General features: G+C 65.8%; 22 protein-coding genes. 18 read left to right on the top strand and 4 right to left on the bottom strand.

The window, feature by feature from the left end:
* Window positions 1-9 precede the first annotated feature (9 nt).
* Window positions 10-936, bottom strand: a complete 927-nt coding sequence (gene paaX / locus AC56LR_RS01635; protein ID WP_497126690.1) for a phenylacetic acid degradation operon negative regulatory protein PaaX — start codon at window positions 934-936, stop codon at window positions 10-12.
* Between the two features lie 93 nt (window positions 937-1029).
* On the opposite strand from paaX, the gene paaA reads away from it, so the two are divergent.
* From paaA to AC56LR_RS01570, 13 genes are read left to right on the top strand one after another with little or no spacing between them, the layout of a single operon-like run.
* Window positions 1030-2019: a 1,2-phenylacetyl-CoA epoxidase subunit PaaA gene (gene paaA, locus AC56LR_RS01630; protein WP_497126688.1), complete on the top strand. Its 990-nt coding sequence runs from the start codon at window positions 1030-1032 to the stop codon at window positions 2017-2019.
* 21 nt (window positions 2020-2040) lie between these two features.
* On the top strand, window positions 2041-2325 hold the full coding sequence (gene paaB, locus AC56LR_RS01625) for a 1,2-phenylacetyl-CoA epoxidase subunit PaaB (RefSeq protein ID WP_497126686.1): 285 nt from the start codon (window positions 2041-2043) through the stop codon (window positions 2323-2325).
* 8 nt (window positions 2326-2333) lie between these two features.
* Window positions 2334-3095: a 1,2-phenylacetyl-CoA epoxidase subunit PaaC gene (paaC, locus tag AC56LR_RS01620; RefSeq protein WP_497126684.1), complete on the top strand. Its 762-nt coding sequence runs from the start codon at window positions 2334-2336 to the stop codon at window positions 3093-3095.
* Window positions 3095-3607 (top strand): 1,2-phenylacetyl-CoA epoxidase subunit PaaD, encoded by a 513-nt coding sequence (gene paaD, locus AC56LR_RS01615; RefSeq protein WP_497126682.1) that lies wholly within the window; start codon window positions 3095-3097, stop codon window positions 3605-3607. The genes paaC and paaD overlap by 1 nt, the downstream gene beginning before the upstream one ends.
* Before the next feature lie 16 nt (window positions 3608-3623).
* On the top strand, window positions 3624-4700 hold the full coding sequence (paaE, locus tag AC56LR_RS01610; RefSeq protein WP_497126680.1) for a 1,2-phenylacetyl-CoA epoxidase subunit PaaE: 1077 nt from the start codon (window positions 3624-3626) through the stop codon (window positions 4698-4700).
* A 49-nt stretch (window positions 4701-4749) separates the two neighbouring features.
* Complete coding sequence (paaG, locus tag AC56LR_RS01605) at window positions 4750-5541, top strand: 2-(1,2-epoxy-1,2-dihydrophenyl)acetyl-CoA isomerase PaaG (protein ID WP_497126678.1); 792 nt, start codon at window positions 4750-4752, stop codon at window positions 5539-5541.
* 4 nt (window positions 5542-5545) lie between these two features.
* Window positions 5546-7084 carry a 3-hydroxyacyl-CoA dehydrogenase PaaH gene (paaH, locus tag AC56LR_RS01600; protein WP_497126676.1) on the top strand — a complete coding sequence of 513 codons (1539 nt, stop codon included), beginning with the start codon at window positions 5546-5548 and terminating at the stop codon, window positions 7082-7084.
* Entirely contained in the window at window positions 7077-7514 is a 438-nt protein-coding gene (gene paaI, locus AC56LR_RS01595; RefSeq protein WP_497126674.1) for a hydroxyphenylacetyl-CoA thioesterase PaaI, read from the top strand. Before paaH ends, paaI begins: the two co-directional genes overlap by 8 nt.
* Window positions 7515-7544: 30 nt before the next feature.
* Complete coding sequence (paaK, locus tag AC56LR_RS01590; RefSeq protein ID WP_497126672.1) at window positions 7545-8861, top strand: phenylacetate--CoA ligase PaaK; 1317 nt, start codon at window positions 7545-7547, stop codon at window positions 8859-8861.
* A 12-nt stretch (window positions 8862-8873) separates the two neighbouring features.
* The gene (gene pcaF / locus AC56LR_RS01585) at window positions 8874-10076 is read left to right on the top strand and encodes a 3-oxoadipyl-CoA thiolase (RefSeq protein WP_497126670.1); all 1203 of its coding nucleotides are present in this window, start codon (window positions 8874-8876) and stop codon (window positions 10074-10076) included.
* Between the two features lie 2 nt (window positions 10077-10078).
* Window positions 10079-10678, top strand: coding sequence for a phenylacetic acid degradation protein PaaY (gene paaY, locus AC56LR_RS01580; protein ID WP_497126668.1), 600 nt, complete (start codon window positions 10079-10081; stop codon window positions 10676-10678).
* Window positions 10679-10726: 48 nt separating this feature from the next.
* Complete coding sequence (paaZ, locus tag AC56LR_RS01575) at window positions 10727-12778, top strand: phenylacetic acid degradation bifunctional protein PaaZ (RefSeq protein WP_497126666.1); 2052 nt, start codon at window positions 10727-10729, stop codon at window positions 12776-12778.
* A gap of 28 nt (window positions 12779-12806) precedes the next feature.
* Window positions 12807-13271: a cupin domain-containing protein gene (locus AC56LR_RS01570; protein ID WP_497126664.1), complete on the top strand. Its 465-nt coding sequence runs from the start codon at window positions 12807-12809 to the stop codon at window positions 13269-13271.
* 20 nt (window positions 13272-13291) lie between these two features.
* Here the strand turns inward: AC56LR_RS01570 and AC56LR_RS01565 are convergent, their stop codons facing one another.
* From AC56LR_RS01565 to argH, 3 genes are all read right to left on the bottom strand, one after another.
* Entirely contained in the window at window positions 13292-13519 is a 228-nt protein-coding gene (locus AC56LR_RS01565; RefSeq protein WP_497126662.1) for a hypothetical protein, read from the bottom strand.
* 63 nt (window positions 13520-13582) lie between these two features.
* Window positions 13583-14263: an HAD-IA family hydrolase gene (locus tag AC56LR_RS01560; RefSeq protein WP_497126660.1), complete on the bottom strand. Its 681-nt coding sequence runs from the start codon at window positions 14261-14263 to the stop codon at window positions 13583-13585.
* 131 nt (window positions 14264-14394) lie between these two features.
* Entirely contained in the window at window positions 14395-15786 is a 1392-nt protein-coding gene (argH, locus tag AC56LR_RS01555; RefSeq protein WP_497126658.1) for an argininosuccinate lyase, read from the bottom strand.
* A 135-nt stretch (window positions 15787-15921) separates the two neighbouring features.
* Between argH and AC56LR_RS01550 the strand changes: the two genes are divergently transcribed.
* The 5 genes from AC56LR_RS01550 (at window position 15922) to AC56LR_RS01530 (ending at window position 20520) form a co-directional block, all read left to right on the top strand.
* Window positions 15922-16479: a hypothetical protein gene (locus AC56LR_RS01550; RefSeq protein ID WP_497126656.1), complete on the top strand. Its 558-nt coding sequence runs from the start codon at window positions 15922-15924 to the stop codon at window positions 16477-16479.
* A gap of 107 nt (window positions 16480-16586) precedes the next feature.
* Window positions 16587-17024 (top strand): GNAT family N-acetyltransferase, encoded by a 438-nt coding sequence (locus AC56LR_RS01545; protein ID WP_497126654.1) that lies wholly within the window; start codon window positions 16587-16589, stop codon window positions 17022-17024.
* A gap of 68 nt (window positions 17025-17092) precedes the next feature.
* Window positions 17093-18376, top strand: a complete 1284-nt coding sequence (locus tag AC56LR_RS01540; RefSeq protein WP_497126652.1) for a cyanophycinase — start codon at window positions 17093-17095, stop codon at window positions 18374-18376.
* Window positions 18377-18473: 97 nt separating this feature from the next.
* On the top strand, window positions 18474-19889 hold the full coding sequence (locus AC56LR_RS01535; RefSeq protein ID WP_497126650.1) for an IgA Peptidase M64: 1416 nt from the start codon (window positions 18474-18476) through the stop codon (window positions 19887-19889).
* Between the two features lie 142 nt (window positions 19890-20031).
* Window positions 20032-20520 carry a hypothetical protein gene (locus AC56LR_RS01530; protein WP_497126648.1) on the top strand — a complete coding sequence of 163 codons (489 nt, stop codon included), beginning with the start codon at window positions 20032-20034 and terminating at the stop codon, window positions 20518-20520.
* Window positions 20521-20566 lie beyond the last annotated feature (46 nt).

Raw genomic sequence — 20566 nt, 5'->3', positions numbered from 1 at the left:
CCGCAAGGGCTAATCCAGGCCGCCGAAGCGGTCATGGAAGTCGCTGCCGGCCGGCGGCGTGCCTTCGTCTTCTTTCAGCAGCATCGTCATGATGTGTTGCTCGGCCTGCCTGTAAGTCAGGCGATAGATCTGCCTGGCAAGCTCGTAGGCATCCGAGCCGGGCCATGGGCCGGGCAGCAGCTCGACCGGCAGCATCGGGTCGTGCAGCTGCACCCGGCGGTAAGCGTGGACCAGCAGGGTGCGGATGGCGAAGGCGTCCGGCGGGGCGATGCCGGCGCCTCCACCCAGCTGCGCCAGCACCGGCGTGAAGCTGTCGATGAACTGGCGGTAGCTGGCGATCACGCCGGACAGGTCCCAGCCGTCGCCCACCAGTTCCGCCAAAGAGCGCGAGCCGGCGCCGGGCAGCTCGGCCGCCTCGAACACGAAGACCTTGCCGGCGGCCCCGGTGCGCGCCAGGATCTCGCGCAGGGTGTCGCGGTCAGGGGCCGGATGCGCCATCACGCCCGTGGCCAGCATGGCGAAGCCTTCCCATTCCAGTTCCTTGCGCAGCAGGGTGCGCAGGTCGCCGTCGATGCTGCTAGTGGGCGCCAGCACGAAGCTCCAGCGGCCATCCCAGTGCAGTCCGGGCGGCGAATAGATGCGGCGGTTGGCGCGCTCGAAGCGCGGCAGGGCTGCGGGTTCCAATGCGTAGCGGCTGCGCCGGCCCTCGCGGCTGGCGGTCAGCCAGCCTTCCTGCACGAGGCGGAACACGCTGGTGCGCACCAGCCGATCGGACACGCCCAGTGGACCCAGCAGCTCGATCATGCTGCCCAGCCAGAAAGCGCCGCCGTGCGGGGCGATGGCGTCGCCGCAGAGCGTCATCACCAGCGATTTATGGCGCGGCGGGTCGCTCGCGAGGAGGTGGGCGATCCATTCGCTGCTTGAGCCTGGTTGCATGGGATTCTTCGCAATATGATTCAAAATTTCGGTGTACATCTGATTTTTTGTATCGTATTATGGATTCGATAGGTTTGCAAACGGAGAACCAACATGTACGCACAGATGGTGGAGACCGGACTCAAGAAAGTCCGTACCGAAGAGGACATGAGCGCGGAAGAACAAGCGTTCCAGGCGCGCATCGATGCCGGCATCAAGATCGAGGCCAAGGACTGGATGCCCGACGCCTACCGCAAGACCCTGATCCGCCAGATCTCGCAGCACGCGCACAGCGAGATCGTCGGCCAGCTCCCCGAGGGCAACTGGGTCACGCGCGCACCGACGCTCAAGCGCAAGTCGGTCCTGCTGGCCAAGATCCAGGACGAAGCCGGCCACGGCCTCTACCTGTACAGCGCCGCCGAAACGCTCGGCGTGTCGCGCGACGAGCTGCTGGCCGCCCTCCATTCGGGCAAGGCAAAGTATTCGTCCATCTTCAATTACCCGACATTGACATGGGCCGACATGGGCGCCATCGGCTGGCTGGTGGACGGCTCGGCCATCATCAACCAGATCCCGCTGTGCCGCTGCTCGTACGGTCCGTATGCGCGCGCCATGATCCGCGTCTGCAAGGAAGAATCCTTCCACGCGCGCCAGGGCTACGACATCATGATGAGTCTCGCCAAAGGCACGCCGGAGCAGAAGGCGATGGCGCAGGATGCGCTGAACCGCTGGTGGTGGCCTTCGCTGATGATGTTCGGCCCCTCGGACGCCGAATCGGTCAACAGCGCGCAATCGGCCGCCTGGCGCATCAAGCTGTTCTCGAACGACGAGCTGCGCCAGCGCATGGTCGACCAGACCGTGCCCCAGATCGAATACCTGGGCCTGACGGTGCCCGACCCCGACCTGAAATGGAACGAAGAACGCGGCTCGTATGATTTCGGCGCGATCGACTGGAGCGAGTTCCAGAATGTCCTGAAGGGCAACGGCCCCTGCAACCGCGAGCGCCTGCGCACCCGCGTCAAGGCCTACGAAGACGGCGAGTGGTTCCGCGACGCGCTGGTTGCCCACGCCGAGAAAAAAGCCGCTGCCAAAGCGGCCGCATAAAAAAATACACGGAGAGACAAGATGAGCAAAGAATGGCCCCTGTGGGAAGTCTTCATCCGCAGCCAGCACGGTCTGGCCCACAAGCACGTGGGCAGCCTGCACGCCCCTGACGCCGGGATGGCGGTGAATAACGCGCGCGACGTCTACACCCGCCGCAACGAAGGCGTCTCGATCTGGGTCGTGCGCGCCGTCGACATCGTCGCGAGCAGCCCGAACGACAAGGAAGCGCTGTTCGAGCCGGCCAACAGCAAGGTATACCGCCACCCGACCTTCTTCCCGATGCCGGAAGAAGTCAAGAACCTGTGAGCGCCGCCGTGGATTCGACGACTGCAAAAATCGACTACCTGCTGCGCCAGGGCGACAACGCCCTGATCCTGTCCCAGCAGCTGTGCCAGCTGTGCGGCAAGGGCCCGGCCCTGGAAGAAGACATGGCGCTGTCCAACGTCGCGCTCGATCTGCTGGGCCAGACCCGCATGTGGCTGAGCTATGCCGGCGAATTGGAGGGCAAGGGCCGCGACGAAGACCGCCTGGCCTTCCACCGCGACGCGCATGACTATCGCAACTGCCAGCTGGTCGAGCAGCCCAATGGCAGCTATGCCGAAGTATTGACTCGCCAGTTCCTGTTCGATACCTGGCATTACTTCCTGATGGATGGCTTGACGCGCTCGAGCGATGCGCGCATCGCGGAAATCGCCCAGAAGTCGATCAAGGAAGTGACTTACCACCTGCGCCGCTCCGGCGACCTGGTGGTGCGCCTGGGCGACGGCACCGATGTCAGCCACGCGAAGATGCAGGCCGCACTCGACGAGCTGTGGATGTACAGCGGCGAGATGTTCCTCTACGACGAAGTCGATAACGCGATGGTGGAGCAGGGCGTGGCCCCGGCTGCCGACACGCTGCGCCGCCAGTTCCTCAACCACCTGGCCGACGTATTGAGCGAAGCCACCCTGGTCATGCCGTCGCCGGAAGCTTACATGCAGCGCGGCGGCAAGCAGGGCCGGCACACCGAGCGCCTCGGCTTCATCCTGGCCGAGATGCAGTTCCTGCAGCGCGCCTATCCGGGAGCGCAGTGGTAATGACCGCATTGGGCGTGAGCACCGGCGATGTCTGGAGCTGGCTCGGCGAAGTCGCCGATCCGGAGATTCCGGTCATCTCGGTGGTGGACCTGGGCATCGTGCGCGACGTCGCCTTCGAGGGCGACGCCTGCATCGTGACGATCACGCCGACCTATTCCGGCTGCCCTGCGATGCAGGTGATTTCGGATTCGGTACGCGAAGCGCTGCAGGCACATGGCCTGGAAAACGTGCGCATCGTCAGCCGCCTGGCGCCTGCCTGGACCACCGACTGGATGAGCGAGGCCGGCAAGGCAGCTTTGAAAGGCTACGGCATCGCGCCGCCAGTCCAGCAGGCGATCGACATCAGCGGCCTGCACGCCGGCATCCGCCGCCGCGCCGCGCCCGAGGTCTCCTGCCCGAACTGCGGCTCGCCGCATACCCAATTGACGAGCGAATTCGGCTCGACGCCATGCAAGGCGCTGTACAAGTGCCTCGACTGCCGCGAGCCTTTCGATTATTTCAAGTGCCACTGAGAGCACCGAAGGAATCATGAGCAAATTCTATCCACTCACCGTGGCCAAGGTGAAGCACGAGACCCGCGACGCCATCGCCGTCACCTTCGACGTGCCGCCCGAGCTGAAATCCCAATTCGCCTACCAGCAGGGCCAGCACCTGACACTGCGCGCCATGATCGGCGGCGAGGACGTGCGCCGTTCGTATTCGATCTGCTCCGCGGTGCAGGACGATACCCTGCGGGTGGCGATCAAGCGCACCACGGGCGGGTTGTTCTCGACCTGGGCCAACGAAAACCTGCAGCCCGGCGCCCTGCTTGAAGTGATGCCGCCGATGGGCCACTTCAACGTGCCGCTCGAACCCGGGAGCGAACGCCACTACCTGGCCTTTGCCGCCGGCAGCGGCATCACGCCGATCCTGTCGATCGTCAAGACCACCCTGCTGGCCGAGCCGAAGAGCCGCTTCACCATCGTCTACGGCAACCGCGCTTCGTCGAGCGTGATCTTCCGCGACGAGCTGACCGACCTCAAGGACAGCTATATGGACCGGCTCAAGCTGGTGTATGTGATGAGCCGCGAGAAGCAGGACATCGAACTGTTCAACGGCCGCATCACCGAAGAGAAATGCGGCCATTTCCTGCGCCACTGGATCGATATTCGCGACATCGACGTGGCCTTCATCTGCGGCCCCGAAGACATGATGCACGGCGTTTCGCGCTCGCTGCAGGCAGCCGGCCTGGCCAAGGAAAAAATCCGCATCGAGCTGTTCGCCGCCAGCATCCCGAAGCACGAGCACAAGCCGCGCAAGATCGAGGCCGGCGTGCAGCACCTGACCGAAGTCACCGTCATCATGGACGGCAGCGCCGCCAGCTTCACGATGGACAAGGACAAGGAGTCCCTGCTCGACGCCGGCCTGCGCGCCGGCATCGACATGCGCTACTCGTGCAAGGGCGGCGTGTGCTCGACCTGCCGCTGCAAGGTGCTCGACGGCCAGGTGGAGATGGACGTGAACTACGCGCTGGAAGACTACGAAGTCGCCCGCGGGTTCGTGTTGAGCTGCCAGAGTTTTCCGATCACCGACAAGGTGGTTGTGGATTTCGATATCGCCGAATAAGCGCCTGGCCCCCGGGCCGCCGCATAACAATAAAAATCTGGAGACAACCATGACCTACGAATCCATCCAATTCAGCATCAACGCCGGCATTGCCCTGCTCACCCTGAACCGCCCCGATCGCCTGAACAGCTTCACCCAGGCCATGCACCTCGAAGTGCGCGACGCCCTCGAAAAACTCCAGGCCGACAAATCCGTCCGCGTGCTGGTCCTGACCGGCGCCGGCCGCGGCTTCTGCGCCGGGCAAGACCTGTCGGACCGCGCGGTCGAACCCGGCGCCCAGGGCGTCGACCTGGGCGAATCCGTCGAGAAGTTCTACGCCCCGCTGGTCCTGACGCTTAAATCTCTACCTATGCCGGTCATCTGCGCCGTCAACGGCGTGGCCGCCGGTGCGGGCGCCAACCTGGCGCTGGCCTGCGACATCGTGCTGGCCGCAAAATCGGCCAGCTTCATCGAAGCTTTCTGCAAACTCGGCCTGATCCCGGACACCGGCGGCACCTGGCATTTGCCGCGCCTGATCGGCCACGCACGCGCCACGGGCCTGGCCATGCTGGGCGACAAGCTCAGCGCCGAGAAGGCCGAGCAGTGGGGCCTGATCTGGGCCTGCGTCCCGGACGAGGCGCTGATGGATCAGGCCATGGCCATGGCCGAGCATTTCGCCGCGGCGCCGACCAAGGGACTGGCCTTCACGAAAAGAGCACTGAACGCCAGCTACGCCAACACCCTGCCGGAGCAGCTCAAGCTGGAAGGCGAGATGATGCGCGAACTGGGCTACACCCACGACTACCGCGAAGGCGTCGCCGCCTTCATCGCCAAGCGCCCCGCGCATTTCAAGGGAGAGTAAAAACATGCAGGCACTCCCGAAAGAAAGCATCATTGCCGTCATCGGCAGCGGCGCCATGGGCTCCGGCATTGCGCAGGTCGCGGCCAGCGCCGGCCACCAGGTGCTGCTGTTCGATACCCGCATTGACGCGGCCGACAAGGCCGTGGCGGAGATCGGCAAGACCTACGCCAGGCTGGTGGAAAAGGGCCGCATGAGCGCGGCCGACGCCGAGGCTGCGCACGCGCGCCTCAAGCGCATCGCCACGCTGCACGAAGCGAAAGAGGCCGCGCTGGTGGTCGAAGCCATCGTCGAGAACCTCGAGGCCAAGCGCGCGCTGTTCACGGAACTTGAAAGCATCGTAGGCGACGACTGCATCCTGGCGACCAACACCTCGTCGATCTCCGTTACGGCGATTGCCGCACCGCTACGCCGCCCGGAACGCCTGGTCGGCATGCACTTCTTTAATCCGGTGCCCCTGATGGCGCTGGTCGAAGTCATCAGCGGCATCGCCACCGGCAAGGCGGTTGCCGATACCGTCTACGCCACCTCCGAAGCCTGGGGCAAGAATCCGGTGCATGCGAAATCCACGCCCGGCTTCATCGTCAACCGCGTCGCCCGTCCCTACTATGCCGAGGCGCTGCGCCTGCTGCTCGAACAGGCCTCGGACCACGCCACGCTCGACGCCGTGATGCGCGACTGCGGCGGTTTCCGCATGGGGCCCTTCGAACTGATGGACCTGATCGGCCACGACGTCAACTTCTCGGTGACGAACTCGGTGTACGCCGCCTATTTCGGCGACCCGCGCTTCACGCCCTCGATCCTGCAGCAGGAACTGGTGAACGCCGGCTTCCTGGGCCGCAAGACGGGCCGCGGCTTCTACCGCTATGGCGAAGGCGTCGACAAGCCCGCCGTGCAGACGGAAGCACCGCAGGACAAGCCGGAATCGGTATCGATCGTCGGCAGCGAATCTCCCCAACTGGCTCCGCTGGCGGCACGCCTGGCAGGCGCCGGCTTCGACCTGTCGCATGAAGAAACCCTGGACAGCACGCCGGGCTTCGTGTGCCAGGGCGCAGCCGTCTACCTGAGCGATGGCCGCAGCGCCACCGAGCGCGCGGCCGAAAGCTGGCATGCGGACACCGTCGTCTACGACCTGATGCTCGACGCCTCCAAGGCCACCCGCATCGCGCTGGCCCGCGCCGACCAGTGCAGCATTGAAGCCTACAACGCGGTCGTCGGCATGTTCCAGGCCGCCGGTTTCGCCGTCACCCGTTTCGACGACGTGCCGGGCATGCTGGTGATGCGCACCGTCGCCATGCTGGCCAACGAAGCGGCCGACGCCGTCAACCAGGGCGTGTGCAGCGCCGCTGCCGTGGACATCGCGATGCAGAAGGGCGTCAACTATCCGCGCGGGCCGCTGGCCTGGGCCGACAGCGTGGGGCTGCAGCAGGTCGTGACCGTACTGGCCAACCTCGCCGCCACCTATGGCGAAGACCGCTACCGCGTCTCGCCGCTGCTGCGCCGCAAGCTGGCCGCCGACGGCGAGGGAGCGCGCTTCCATGCATAAGGACGCGCTGGCGCTGGCCGAACTGGCCGGCAAGACCATGTACGAACGCGACCCGGCCAGCCAGGCGCTGGGCATGCTGCTGGACGAGATCCGCCCGGGTTACGCGCGCATGTCGATGCGCGTGCGCGCCGACATGCTCAACGGGCATGCGACCTGCCATGGCGGCTATATCTTCATGCTGGCCGACAGCGCCTTCGCGTTTGCCTGCAACTCGCACAATTTCAATACCGTGGGCGCCGGCTGCACCATCGATTACCTGTCCCCGGGGCGCGAAGGCGACCTGCTGGTGGCCGAGGCGGTGGAGCAGGCGCTGGCCGGTAAAACCGGCGTCTACGACATCAGCGTGAGCAACCAGGAGGGACGCACCGTAGCGCTGTTCCGCGGGAAGTCGCACCGCGTCAGCGGCATGGTGGCAGAAGTTTTGCAGTAAAGCATTTTGAAAGTCGACTAGGAGGTCGAGATGGTCCAACGTAACCCTGCTCCTGGAGAGCTGGAACCGATTGAACGCGCCAGCCGCGACGAGCTGCAGGCCCTGCAGCTCGAGCGCCTGAAATGGTCGCTGCATCACGCCTACGAGAACGTGCCGCATTACCGCGCGGCCTTCGATGCGGCCGGCGTGCATCCGTCCGACCTCGAGTCGCTCGCCGACCTGGCGAAATTCCCCTTCACCGACAAGAAGACCCTGCGCGACAACTACCCGTTCGGCCTCTTCGCCGTACCGCGCGAGCAGGTGGTGCGCATCCACGCCTCGAGCGGCACCACCGGAAAGGCCACCGTGGTCGGCTACACCCAGCGCGACATCGATACCTGGGCCGGCGTGGTGGCGCGCTCGATCCGCGCCGCCGGCGGCCGCGCGGGCGACATGGTGCACATCTCCTACGGCTACGGCCTGTTCACCGGCGGCCTGGGCGCGCACTATGGCGCCGAAAAACTCGGCTGCACGGTGATCCCGATGTCGGGCGGCCAGACCGAGAAGCAGGTGCAGCTGATCCAGGACTTCAAGCCCTCGATCATCATGGTCACGCCCTCGTACATGCTGAACATCATCGAGGAATTCACGCGCCAGGGGCTGGATGCGGCGCAGTCCTCGCTCAAGGTCGGCATTTTTGGGGCCGAGCCCTGGACCGATGCGATGCGCCGCGAGATCGAAGAGCGCGCCGGTATCGACGCGGTCGACATCTACGGTCTTTCGGAAGTGATGGGGCCGGGCGTGGCCAGCGAATGCATCGAGAGCAAGGACGGTCCGGTGATCTGGGAAGACCATTTCTACCCCGAGATCATCGACCCCGACACCGGCGAGGTCCTGCCCGACGGCGAAGAGGGCGAACTGGTGTTCACCTCGCTGTCCAAGGAAGCGCTGCCGATCATCCGCTACCGCACCCGCGACCTGACCCGCCTGCTGCCGCCCAGCTCGCGCTCGATGCGCCGCATCGGCCGTATCACGGGGCGCTCGGACGACATGCTGATCATCCGCGGCGTGAACGTCTTCCCGAGCCAGATCGAAGAGATCATTTTAAGAATGCCGGCGCTGGCGCCGCAATACCAGCTGGTGGTGGCGCGCGATGGCCACCTCGATACGCTGGAAGTGCTGGCCGAATTGCGCGATGCTTCGCTGTCGCCGGGCGACGTGGAGCGGATCTCGCGCGAACTCCAGCACAGCATCAAGACCTATGTGGGCGTGACCACGCGCGTGAGCATCATGCCGCCGCAGGGCATCGAGCGCACGCTGACCGGCAAGGCCCGGCGCGTGGTCGACAAACGCCCCAAAACCATATGACAAGGAGATTCCATGACTGACGCATTCATCTGCGACGCCATCCGCACCCCCTTCGGCCGTTACGGCGGCGCGCTGTCCACCGTGCGCGCCGACGACCTGGGCGCGCTGCCGATCGCCGCCCTCATCGCCCGCAACAAGGACGTGGATTGGGGAGCGGTGGACGACCTGTTCTACGGCTGCGCCAACCAGGCCGGCGAAGACAACCGCAACGTCGGCCGCATGGCCGCGCTGCTGGCCGGGCTGCCGCAAGAAGTGCCGGGCAATACCATCAACCGCCTGTGCGGGTCGGGCATGGATGCCGTCGGCACCGCCGCGCGCGCGATCCGCGCCGGCGAGGCGAACCTGATCATCGCCGGCGGCGTCGAGAGCATGACCCGCGCACCCTTCGTGATGGCCAAGGCCGACAGCGCGTTCTCGCGCGCCGCGAAGATCGAGGACACCACGCTCGGCTGGCGTTTCGTCAATCCACTGATGAAGGCGAAATACGGCATCGATTCGATGCCGGAAACCGCCGAGAACGTGGCGCGCGAATTCAACATCAGCCGCGCGGACCAGGACGCGTTCGCGCTGCGCAGCCAGCAGCGCTGGGCGCAAGCCCATGCCGCCGGCTTCTTCAAGGACGAGATCGTGCCGGTCACGATCGCGCTGAAGAAAGGCGAGTCGCGCGTCTTCGACACCGACGAGCAGCCGCGCGAGACCAGCCTGGAAGCGCTGGCGAAACTGAAGGGCGTCGTTTCGCCGGACGGTTCGGTCAGCGCCGGCAACGCGTCGAGCCTGAACGACGGCGCCTGCGCGCTGCTGCTGGCATCAAGCGAGGCCGCAGCCCGCTATGGTTTGACCCTGCGCGCCCGTGTGGTGGGCATGGCCACGGCCGGCCTGGCGCCGCGCATCATGGGCTTCGGCCCGTCGCCGGCGGTAAAAAAGCTGCTGGCCCAGACCGGGCTTCAGTTGGCGCAGATGGACGTGATCGAACTGAACGAAGCCTTCGCCGCCCAGGGCCTGGCCGTGACGCGCGACCTCGGCCTGCCGGACGATGCGCTTCATGTGAACCCGAACGGCGGCGCCATTGCGCTCGGCCACCCGCTGGGCGCTTCCGGCGCGCGCCTGGTGACGACCGCCGTCAACCAGCTGCACCGCACGGGTGGCCGCTACGCGCTGTGCACCATGTGCATCGGCGTGGGGCAGGGCATCGCCATCATCGTCGAACGGGTGTAAGCGTGGTCAAGGTCTATGAGATCGACGGCGTGCGGCCGGTGGTGCATCCGACCGCCTACGTGCACCCGTCGGCGGTGCTGATCGGCGACGTGATCGTCGGCCCGCGCTGCTACATCGGCCCGCTGGCCTCGATGCGTGGCGACTTCGGGCGCCTGATCCTGGAAGAGGGCGCCAACCTGCAGGACACCTGCGTGATGCATGGCTTCCCGGGAGAAGACACCGTAGTCGAGGTCGACGGCCACATCGGCCATGGCGCGGTGCTGCACGGCTGCCGCGTCAAGCGCAACGCCATGGTGGGCATGAACGCGGTGGTGATGGACAAGGCGGTCGTGGGCGAAGAATCGATCGTGGCGGCGATGAGTTTCGTGAAGGCCGGGATGATCATCCCGCCGCGCAGCATGGTGATGGGCGCGCCGGCCAAGGTCATGCGCGAGCTCACCGACGAGGACGTGAAGTGGAAGAGCTTCGGCACGCGCCAGTATCACGAGCTGAATGTGCGCTCGCTGCAGACGATGCGCGAAGTCGAGGCTCTGAGCGAAGTGGAGCCGGGCCGGCGCGGCATCGATTTCGATATGGCGGCGCGGCACAAGCCGAAGGCCTGAACTATCTGGCGGATGCATTCAAAAGACAACTGAACGGAGACTAACAACATGGGCAACATCGCAACCCTGCAAAGCCTGATCGCCGGCCGCTGGCACGGCGCCGAAGCACTGACCCCGCTGCACAGCGCGCTGGACAACGCGTTGATCTATCACACGCACCTTGAACCGATCGACTTCGACGAAGCCCTGACCTACGCCCGCAAGACCGGCGTGAAGGGGATGATGGGCCTGGACTTCCAGAAGCGCGCCCAGTGCCTGAAAGCCCTGGCGCTATACATGATGGAGCGTAAGGAAGAGCTCTACGAAATCTCGCACCTGACCGGCGCCACCCGCCCGGACAGCTGGGTCGACGTCGAAGGCGGCATCGGCACCCTGTTCGCCTATGCCAGCATGGGCGGGCGCGAGCTGCCGTCCTCGAACGTGCTGCACGAAGGCCCGGCGATCGCCCTGGGCAAGCGCGGCGGCTTTGCCGGCACCCACATCCTGGTGCCGCGCGGCGGCGTGGCGGTGCACATCAATGCGTTCAACTTCCCGATCTGGGGCATGCTGGAAAAATTCGCGCCGAGCTTCCTGGCTGCGATGCCCTGCATCGTCAAGCCGGCCACCGCGACCAGCTACCTGACGCATGCCACCGTCAGGATGATGATGGAATCCGGCCTGCTGCCGGAAGGCGCGCTGCAGCTCGTCATCGGCTCGACCGGCGACTTGCTGGACCGCATGGGCGGCTTCGACGCCGTCACCTTCACCGGCTCGGCCGACACCGCGGCCAAGCTGCGCGCCAACCCGAACCTGATCCGCAATTCGGTTCCGTTCACCGCCGAAGCCGACTCGCTCAACTGCGCGATCCTGGCGCCGGACGTGACGCCCGATGACCCGGAATTCGACCTGTTCGTGAAGGAAGTCGCGCGCGAAATGACCGGCAAGGCCGGCCAGAAGTGCACGGCGATCCGCCGCGTGATCGTGCCCGAGCAGCACGTCGATGCCGTGGGCGAACGCCTGCGCGAGCGCCTGGCCAGGATCACGGTCGGCAACCCGAAGATGGAAGGCGTGCGCATGGGCGCGCTGGCCTCGATGGACCAGCACCGCGACGTGTCCGAGCGCGTCGAGATGCTCGCGCGCGGCAACGAAGTGCTGTTCAGCGCCCGCGACGGCTTCAAGCCGGTTGGCGAGAACTGCGCGAACGGCGCTTTCTTCTCCCCGACCCTGATCCTGTGCCGCAACGCGCTGGTCAACGATGCCGTGCACGATGTCGAAGCCTTCGGCCCGGTGTCCACTCTCATGACCTACCGCGACATCGACGAAGGCCTGGAGCTGGCCGCGCGCGGCAAGGGCAGCCTGGTATCGACCCTGGTCACGAAAGATCCGGCCATCGCGGCGTATGCGGTGCCGATGGCGGCTGCCTCGCACGGCCGCGTGCACATTCTCGACCGCGAATCGGCGGTGGACTCGACCGGCCACGGCTCGCCGCTGCCGCAGCTCAAGCACGGCGGCCCGGGCCGCGCCGGCGGCGGCGAAGAGCTGGGCGGCATCCGCGCCGTCAAGCACTTCCTGCAGCGCGCCGCGGTGCAAGGCTCGCCCACCATGCTGACCGCCGTCACCGGCGAATACGTGCGCGGTGCTGCCGTCAAGGAAAGCGACCTGCACCCGTTCCGCCGCCATTTCGAAGACCTGGAAGTCGGCCACTCGCTGCTGACCCACCGCCGCACCGTGAGCGAAGCCGACATCGTCAACTTCGGAGGCGTCTCGGGCGACTACTTCTACATGCACTTCGACGACATCGCCGCCAAGGACACCCAGTTCGGCAAGCGCATCGCGCACGGCTATTTCGTGCTGTCGGCGGCGGCCGGCCTGTTCGTGTCGCCGGCCCCGGGCCCGGTGCTGGCCAACTACGGCCTGGACAACCTGCGCTTCGTGGCCCCGGTGGCCATCGGCGACACCATCCGCGCGCGCCTGACCTGCAAGCGCAAGGTCGACCGCAACCGGACGGACGAAGCCGGCCGTGGCCAGGGCGTGGTGGCCTGGGACGTGCAGGTAACGAATCAACACGACGAACTGGTGGCGAGTTACGATATCCTGACGCTGGTACAAAAACGCGCCTGAGTGCCTGGCCACAACGAGGAGATCGTGCATGTCGAGACTGGACCTGAGCAGCATTCCCGTACTGAAGGGAACGGGCTACCCCGAGCCCTTCGCCGAGCTGGTGGACGGACGCACCAGACAGGCCCTGGGTGACGCCGGCGGCTTGAGTCAGTTCGGCGCCAACCTGGTCGAGCTTCAGCCCGGCGCGGCTTCGTCGCAGCGCCACTGGCACTCGCATGAAGACGAATTCGTGATGATGGTCTCGGGCGAACTGGTGCTTGTCACCGACGAGGGCGAGACCATCATGCGGGCGGGAGACTGCGCAGCGTTTCCTGCCGGCAGGCCAAACGGCCATCACCTGGTCAATCGCAGCTGGGGACCAGGCGTGTTCCTGTGCGTCGGCTCGCGGGTGAAGGAGGACGTGGCGAGCTATCCCGACGTCGACCTGCGCTATGACGGCGCCACCGATTCGTATAGCCACAAGGACGGCAGCCCTTACCCGCCGCGCGGCTGAGCCTGGCGAGCCTGGCGGCCTCAGTCCAGCTTGCGCGCGTAGCGAGTCCGGATGTGCTGGCTGACGAAGGTCGACAGCCCGCGGCCTGCGCGCGCCAGCTCTTGCATCTTTGCAATATTCTCTGGACCGGCACTGCGCGCGGTGTAGAGATAGCGTTCGCCGCCTGCGAATTCGATGGTGATCGCATCCTTGCCGATGTCGTAGGCAAGGACGCCGGATTCGCCGCTGAGGTTATTGTAGCGCTGCATACCATCGCCCTCCCGGCAGCCTGTTGCCATGTGTTGACGCCTAGATGGTGCCGCCGGCGCCTCTCACAAGACCTTGCGCCGCACCCGCAGCATGCCGTTTTCCGTCACCACCGCCTCCAGGTGCGCGTAGTCGGCCACGCCGGCCGAGCGCGTCTCGACCGGATGCGTGTGGGTCGCGGTGACCACGATACTGTCCATGCCTGCCGACTCCGCCGCCTGCAGGCCGATCGGCGTGTCCTCGAACACCAGGCAATCCTGCGGGTTCACGCCCAGCAACTTGGCCCCCAGCAGGAAGGGATCGGGGGCGGGCTTGCCGTGCTGCACGTCTTCGGCCGACACCAGCAGGGGCGGCAGGGGCAGGCCGGCGGCGGCGATGCGCGCCGTGGCCAGCGCGCGCGAGGCCGAGGTGACGATCGCCCAGCGCTCTTCCGGCAGGCTCGCCAGGAAGGCGCCCACGCCGCGGATTTCCTCGATATCGTCCACGTCCTCGATCTCGGCCAGCGCAATGTACATGGCCTGGGCCACCGGGTCGACGCCGGGCAGGCCTAGGTTGCGGATGGTGTCCTCGGTGCGCTTGCCGTGTATGGTCGGCACGAAGGCGATCGGGTCGAGCCCATGGCTGAGCGCCCATGCGCTCCAGACCCGCTCGGCGGACTTGATCGAGGTGAGGATGGTGCCGTCCATGTCGAACAGGAAGGCGGCGTAGTCGCGGGCGGGGAGGATGGAGGGGTTGGTGGGGGCCACGTTGGTTCTCCGGGTTTGCGTAGGGTGGGCGGGTCCTCCCGCCCGCGCGTTCAACCAGAGGATGAGTAGCCGCGCGGGCGGAATTCATGTGATGTGAACGCGCGGCCGGCAAAGCCGGCCACCCTACAAGATTACAGCTGCGAGCGCACCCGCGCGATCGCCTTGCGCACCTGCTCCGGCGCCGTCCCGCCCACATGATCGCGCGCCGCCACCGAGCCTTCCAGCGTCAGCACCGCAAACACGTCCTGCTCGATCAGCGGCGAGAACCCGCGCAGCGTCTCCAGCGACATCTCCGACAGGTCGCATTTGGCGGTATCGCAGGCACGCACCGCATGCGCCACGGCTTCGTGCGCGTCGCGGAAGGGCAGGCCCTTCTTGACCAGGTAGTCGGCCAGGTCGGTCGCGGTGGCGTAACCCTGCAGCGCGGCGGCGCGCATGTTCTCGGCCTTGACCGTGATGCCGCCGGCCATGTCGGCGAAGATGCGCAGCGTGTCGGTCACGGTATCGACCGTGTCGAACAGCGGCTCCTTGTCTTCCTGGTTGTCCTTGTTGTAGGCCAGCGGCTGGCCTTTCATCAGGACCAGCAGGCCGTTCAGGTGGCCGTAGACGCGGCCGGTCTTGCCGCGCGCCAGTTCCGGCACGTCCGGGTTTTTCTTTTGCGGCATGATCGACGAGCCGGTGCAGAAGCGGTCGGCGATGTCGATGAAGCCGATGCGCGGGCTCATCCACATGACCAGTTCTTCAGAGAAGCGCGAGACGTGCATCATGATCAGGGACGCCGCTGCGGTGAACTCGATGGCGAAATCGCGGTCCGACACTGCGTCCAGTGAGTTATGGCAGACGTCGTCGAAGCCGAGGGTTTTTGCCACGCGCAGGCGGTCGATCGGGAAGGTGGTGCCGGCCAGGGCGGCGGCGCCCAGCGGCAGGCGGTTCACACGGCGGCGCGCATCCTGCATGCGCTCGGCGTCGCGGCCGAACATCTCGACATAGGCCAGCATGTGGTGGCCGAAGGTGATCGGCTGCGCCACCTGCAGGTGGGTGAAGCCCGGCATGATGGTGTCAAAGTGGCGCTCGGCCAGGTCGGTCAGGGCGCCGCGCAGGCTCCCCAGGAGCACCAGGATGTCGTCGATCGCCGCACGCACGTACAGGCGGATGTCGGTGGCCACCTGGTCGTTGCGCGAGCGGCCGGTATGCAGGCGCTTGCCGGCGTCGCCCACCAGTTCGGTCAGGCGCTTTTCGATGTTCAGGTGCACGTCTTCCAGGTCCAGCAGCCACTCGAAGCTGCCGGCCTCGATCTCGCTCCTGATCTGCGCCATGCCGCGTTCGATCTCGGCCCGGTCTTGCTGGCTGATGATGCCTTGCGCGGCCAGCATCTCGGCATGCGCCAGCGACCCCTGGATGTCGAACTGCGCCAGGCGCTTGTCGAAGAAAACGGACGCCGTGTAGCGCTTGACGAGGTCGGAGACCGGTTCGGAGAAACGCGCCGACCAGGCTTCGGCTTTCTTGGAGAATTGTTCGTTCATGGTGGGATTCCAGTGTGGTATCCCACGATTATAACTGGCCTGCCAAAGCCCGATCCGTGGTGGGTGACAAGCGCCGGGAAATGCGTGATCATGTGGGCCACGTATTCAACCAAAGACAAAAATACAGGGGGAGACATGCATCGATTGGCCCAGCTCGGCCTGGCGGCAGCATTGGCGACGGCGGCCTGCGTGCCGGCAATGGCGCAACAGGCGCCCGCGGCGCCCGCCATGCCCGCAGCCCGCCCGGCCGACGTCGCCTCGATCGACGCGATCATCGCCGCCGTCTACGAGGTCATCTCCGGCCCGGCCGGCGCGCCGCGCGACTGGAACCGCATGCGTTCGCTGTTCGCGCCCGAAGGCCGCATGGCGGCGGTCGGCATGCGTCCGGACGGCAGCTATCCGCTGCGCATGATGACCCCGGACGACTACATCGCCCGCAACACCAGGGCCTTTGCCACCATGGGTTTCTTCGAGACCGAAGTGGCGCGCCGGCTTGAAGTCTTCGGCCAGGTGGCCCACGTCTTCAGCACCTATGAAGCGCGCCATGCGGCAGGCGACGCCAGGCCGTTCATGCGCGGCGTGAACAGCATCCAGCTAATCCATGACGGCAAGCGCTGGTATGTGCTGAGCCTGTTGTGGCGCGCGGAAGACGCGCAACTGCAGCTGCCGGAGCGCTACCTGCGCAACGGATGAGCTGTGCAATGGGCGCCCCGAGCAGCTTCGCCCGGGGCGTCCAATTGAATGTTATACATCATGCAAACAGCGCTAGAATTGGTTTTTTCGCCAGAGCTACGGTCCCCATGATTACCAACGATTCAAGCTTCCAGGTCAGTACCGACCAGACGCGGCTCGACATTCCGATGATCTACCGCTTCCTGAGCGAACAGGCAACCTGGGCCATCGGCATTTCGCGCCCGGTCGTCGAGCGCGCCATCGAGAATTCGCTGTGCTTCGGCGCTTACCTCGACGGCCGCCAGATCGGCTTCGCCCGGGTCATCACCGATTTCGCCACCTTCGCCAATCTGGTCGACCTGTTCGTGCTGCCGGAATACCGCGGCCAGGGCTATGGCAAGCAGCTGGTCGGTGTTGTGCTGCGTCATCCGAGTCTGCAGAAACTGCGCCGTTTCACGCTCGCCACCAACGACGCGCACGGCCTGTACGAGCGCTTCGGTTTCACCGCGCCCAAGCAGCCCGAGACCCTGATGGAACGTTACTTCCCGAACATTTATTTGTCCTGAGCAGTCGCAACACGGCGACCCCCTTCTCGAATCAGGCTTACGATAGTCTCCATCGAGAAGGAAGCTGTATGTTCCAGGCCGCCGTCAATATTGTCGTCCGCACACTGCTCGCCGTCGTCTTGCTGACGAGCGAATCTCTCGGGGCTGCAGAGGCGCCGCAGCCCAGGGGCTCGCTGGTCATCATCGGCGGCGCGCTGCGCAGCGATAACGCGGCCGTGTGGGAACGCATGGTCCAGCTCGCGGGCGGCAAGGGCGCCCGCATCGCCGTCTTCGCCTCCGCCTCCGCCAATCCCGACAAGGCCGGCAAAGCCCTGGTCGAGCGTTTCAATCACTACGGCGCCAAAGCCTTCTTCGTGCCGGTCGCCGTGCACCTGGCCGGCACCGACTACCAGGCCGCCGCCGATGATTCCCTTCTCGCAGCCGCCGTGCGCGCGGCCGGCGGCGCCTTCTTTGCCGGCGGCGACCAGGGCCGCATCACGCACGCGCTGCGGCGCGCCGACGGCAGCAACACCCGCGTGCTCGACGCGCTCTGGGACATGTACCGCCGCGGCGGCATGATCGCCGGCACCAGCGCCGGCGCCGCCATCATGAGCAGCACCATGTTCGGCCATCCCAAGACGGTGCTGGCCACGCTCAAGCTGGGCCTGGACGATGGCAAGGAAATCACGCCGGGCCTGGGTTTCATCGGGGAAGACGTCTTCATCGACCAGCACCTGCTGGTGCGCGGGCGCTTCGCGCGCATGGTGCCGGCCATGCTCAAGAAGGGCTACAAGCTCGGCCTCGGTGTCGACGAGAATACCGCGATGGTGGTGGGGCCGAACCGCGAAGTCGAGGTCATCGGCTACCGCGGCGCGCTGCTGGTCGATTTGTCGAAGGCGGTGGCGCAATACGGTCCGCTCCACGTCAGCAACGTGCGCCTGAGCTACCTGGACAACGGCGACCGCTTCAGCCTCGCCACCCGCTCGTTCACGCCCTCGCCGGATAAAGCCGAGAACCGGATCGACCCGGCGAAACCCTATTACCGCGAACCGCTGTTCTCGGCCGACATCCTCGGCAACAGCACGGTGGTCGACCTGATGGCCAAGCTGATCGACAGCGACCAGCTTGACGCCATCGGGCTGTCCTTCGACGGCGCCCAGGGCATCGAGCCCGACCTCGGTTTCGAATTCAAGCTCACCCGAACGGGCGACAGCGTCGGCTATGTGTCTGCGCTCACCGAGCAGGTCTCGGTCTACCACCTGCGCCTGGACATCCGGCCGATCGTGGTGCAGCGCCCGCTCTACCGCTACCGCCAGGCCGATACCGTGGCGGCGTCGGCGCCCGACGCCAGCCGGGCAGATGCCGCCAGGTGAAGCCGAAGCCCGCGTCGACGATGATCGCCTGGGCACTCATCAGGAAATCGCCACAGGCCGGCAGTACAATGGATGATCTTCCTGCACGAGGGCATCCATGATCCGCTTCGCTTTCCACTTCATCGCAGCCGCACTGCTGCTCGCCGGCGGCGCAGCCTGCGCCGCCCAGCCGGCCACCGTCCGCGTCGACTACGCCCACAGCGGCAACGCGCTGCAAGATGGCTACGCCCTCGAGCGCATCGTGATCGAACCCTTACCCTGGCCGGGCAATACCGCGCGCAATCTGGACGACACCAACCGCGGCCAGAACCGGGTCGAGGTGGTCGATGCGAAGACCGGCGACCTGCTGTACTCGCGCGGCTTCTCGACCATCTTCGGCGAATGGCGCACGACGGAAGAAGCGAACAAGATCAGCCGCAGCTTCCAGGAGTCGGTGCGTTTTCCGAAGCCCGACCGCCCGGTGCGCGTGCGCATCCTCAAGCGCGACGAACGCAACCAGTTCTCGGTCGCGTGGAGCGTCGAGGTGGACACCGACGCCCAGGAGGTCGTGAAGAAGCAGCCTGCGGCACCCGCGGCGCCGATCGCGATCCACACCAGCGGCCCGTCGGCCGACAAGGTCGACCTCCTGATCATGGGCGACGGCTATACCGCTGCCGACATGAGGAAATTCGAAGCGGACGCACGGCGCCTGACCAGGCACCTGTTCTCGGTCTCGCCCTTCCGCGAGCGCGCAGGCAGCTTCAACGTCTGGGCGCTCGCGGTGCCTACAAATGAATCGGGCATCAGCCGTCCGTCCACCGGCGTGCACCACGCGTCCCCGCTCGGCACGCGCTACGACATCTTCGGCAGCGAGCGCTATGTGCTCACGCTGGACAACCGCGCGCTGCGCGATATCGCCCAGCATGCGCCCTATGAATTCATCGAGATCCTGGTGAACAACGAGACCTATGGCGGCGGGGGCATCTTCGGCCAGTTCAGCACCGCGGCCGCCGGCAACGCATGGGCGAACTACCTGTTCGTGCACGAATTCGGCCACCATTTCGCCGGACTGGCCGACGAGTACTACACCTCGCCGGTCGCCTATGCGGCCGCCAGCACGCGCATGGAGCCGTGGGAGCCGAATGTCACCGCGCTGCGCGACCCGGCCGCCATCAAGTGGAAGCGCCACGTGAAGGCCGGCACGCCGCTGCCGACCAGCTGGCCGAAGGCGCAGTACGAGGAAGCCTCGCGCGCCTACCAGAAGAAGCGCGCCGCGCTACGGGCGGCCAACCGGCCCGAGTCCGAGATGAACGCACTGTTCCGCGAAGACCTGCGCGCGACGCAGGCCCTGTTCGCGGGCAAGCCGCACCGCCACGACGTCGGGGCCTTCGAAGGCGCGAACTATGAAGCGATCGGCTACTACCGACCGGCGATGCAATGCCTGATGTTCGACCGCAGCGAGAGCTTCTGCCCGGTGTGCCAGGATGGGATCAGCGACATCATCGACCTGTATGCGGGGGCAGCCCGGCAGTAAAGTTTGCTTACAACTTGGACAGGCCTAAGTGGGCTGGGCAACAGACCCGGATGTGGCGAATGCGTATTCTGAACTCATCAGCACAGAAAAACGAATCCGCAGACGAACTGACCTGCTTACAGAACCACTGAAAGGATCCACCATGAACAAACTGATCGCCACCCTCATCGCCGGCCTGTTCGCTACCGCAGCCACCGCCCAGGTCACCACCACCGTCCCTGCCACCAAGGCCGTCGTCAAGGCCGAAGCCGGCGCCGAGAAGGACATCGCCAAGGCGGAGTCGAAGGAAATGAAGGTCGCCACCAAGGCCGACGAAAAAGTGAACAAGGCAGCTGCCAAGGCCACCGAGAAGAAGGCCAAGGCCCACGCCGAGGCAGTCGAGAAGCAGGCCGACGTGGCTGAAAAGATCGCCGATGCCGATCCGGAAGACCGCGCCAAGGCCGTCGCCAAGGGCCAGGAGAAGATGGCCGATGCCAACCTGAAGGCCAGCAAGAAGATGATCAAGGCCGACGAAAAGCTGCTCAAGACCCAGGTCGAGGCAGCGGCCGACAAGGCAACCGCCGCAGCCAAGACCGAACAGGTGCGCGCTGAAGCGACCGCCGAAGTGCACAAGGCGGCTGCCAAGCACTAAGCAGTATTGTGTTGAATAAAAACGCCGGCTCGCAAGCCGGCGTTTT

The organism is Telluria sp. ZT3P39 (genome assembly GCF_059685935.1).
The sequence above is the reverse complement of the archived record's forward strand: the minus strand, read 5'-3'. Positions and strand labels throughout refer to the sequence as shown.

Coding starts and splice junctions, on each gene's coding strand:
- argH (WP_497126658.1), bottom strand. CDS start 15,786: ATGAACGAACAATTCTCCAAGAAAGCCGAAGCCTGGTCGGCGCGTTTC.
- pcaF (WP_497126670.1), top strand. CDS start 8,874: ATGACTGACGCATTCATCTGCGACGCCATCCGCACCCCCTTCGGCCGT.
- AC56LR_RS01565 (WP_497126662.1), bottom strand. CDS start 13,519: ATGCAGCGCTACAATAACCTCAGCGGCGAATCCGGCGTCCTTGCCTAC.
- AC56LR_RS01530 (WP_497126648.1), top strand. CDS start 20,032: ATGAACAAACTGATCGCCACCCTCATCGCCGGCCTGTTCGCTACCGCA.
- paaH (WP_497126676.1), top strand. CDS start 5,546: ATGCAGGCACTCCCGAAAGAAAGCATCATTGCCGTCATCGGCAGCGGC.
- AC56LR_RS01570 (WP_497126664.1), top strand. CDS start 12,807: ATGTCGAGACTGGACCTGAGCAGCATTCCCGTACTGAAGGGAACGGGC.
- paaA (WP_497126688.1), top strand. CDS start 1,030: ATGTACGCACAGATGGTGGAGACCGGACTCAAGAAAGTCCGTACCGAA.
- paaG (WP_497126678.1), top strand. CDS start 4,750: ATGACCTACGAATCCATCCAATTCAGCATCAACGCCGGCATTGCCCTG.
- AC56LR_RS01550 (WP_497126656.1), top strand. CDS start 15,922: ATGCATCGATTGGCCCAGCTCGGCCTGGCGGCAGCATTGGCGACGGCG.
- paaE (WP_497126680.1), top strand. CDS start 3,624: ATGAGCAAATTCTATCCACTCACCGTGGCCAAGGTGAAGCACGAGACC.
- AC56LR_RS01545 (WP_497126654.1), top strand. CDS start 16,587: ATGATTACCAACGATTCAAGCTTCCAGGTCAGTACCGACCAGACGCGG.
- paaZ (WP_497126666.1), top strand. CDS start 10,727: ATGGGCAACATCGCAACCCTGCAAAGCCTGATCGCCGGCCGCTGGCAC.
- paaD (WP_497126682.1), top strand. CDS start 3,095: ATGACCGCATTGGGCGTGAGCACCGGCGATGTCTGGAGCTGGCTCGGC.
- paaX (WP_497126690.1), bottom strand. CDS start 936: ATGCAACCAGGCTCAAGCAGCGAATGGATCGCCCACCTCCTCGCGAGC.
- paaK (WP_497126672.1), top strand. CDS start 7,545: ATGGTCCAACGTAACCCTGCTCCTGGAGAGCTGGAACCGATTGAACGC.
- AC56LR_RS01535 (WP_497126650.1), top strand. CDS start 18,474: ATGATCCGCTTCGCTTTCCACTTCATCGCAGCCGCACTGCTGCTCGCC.
- paaI (WP_497126674.1), top strand. CDS start 7,077: ATGCATAAGGACGCGCTGGCGCTGGCCGAACTGGCCGGCAAGACCATG.
- AC56LR_RS01540 (WP_497126652.1), top strand. CDS start 17,093: ATGTTCCAGGCCGCCGTCAATATTGTCGTCCGCACACTGCTCGCCGTC.
- paaB (WP_497126686.1), top strand. CDS start 2,041: ATGAGCAAAGAATGGCCCCTGTGGGAAGTCTTCATCCGCAGCCAGCAC.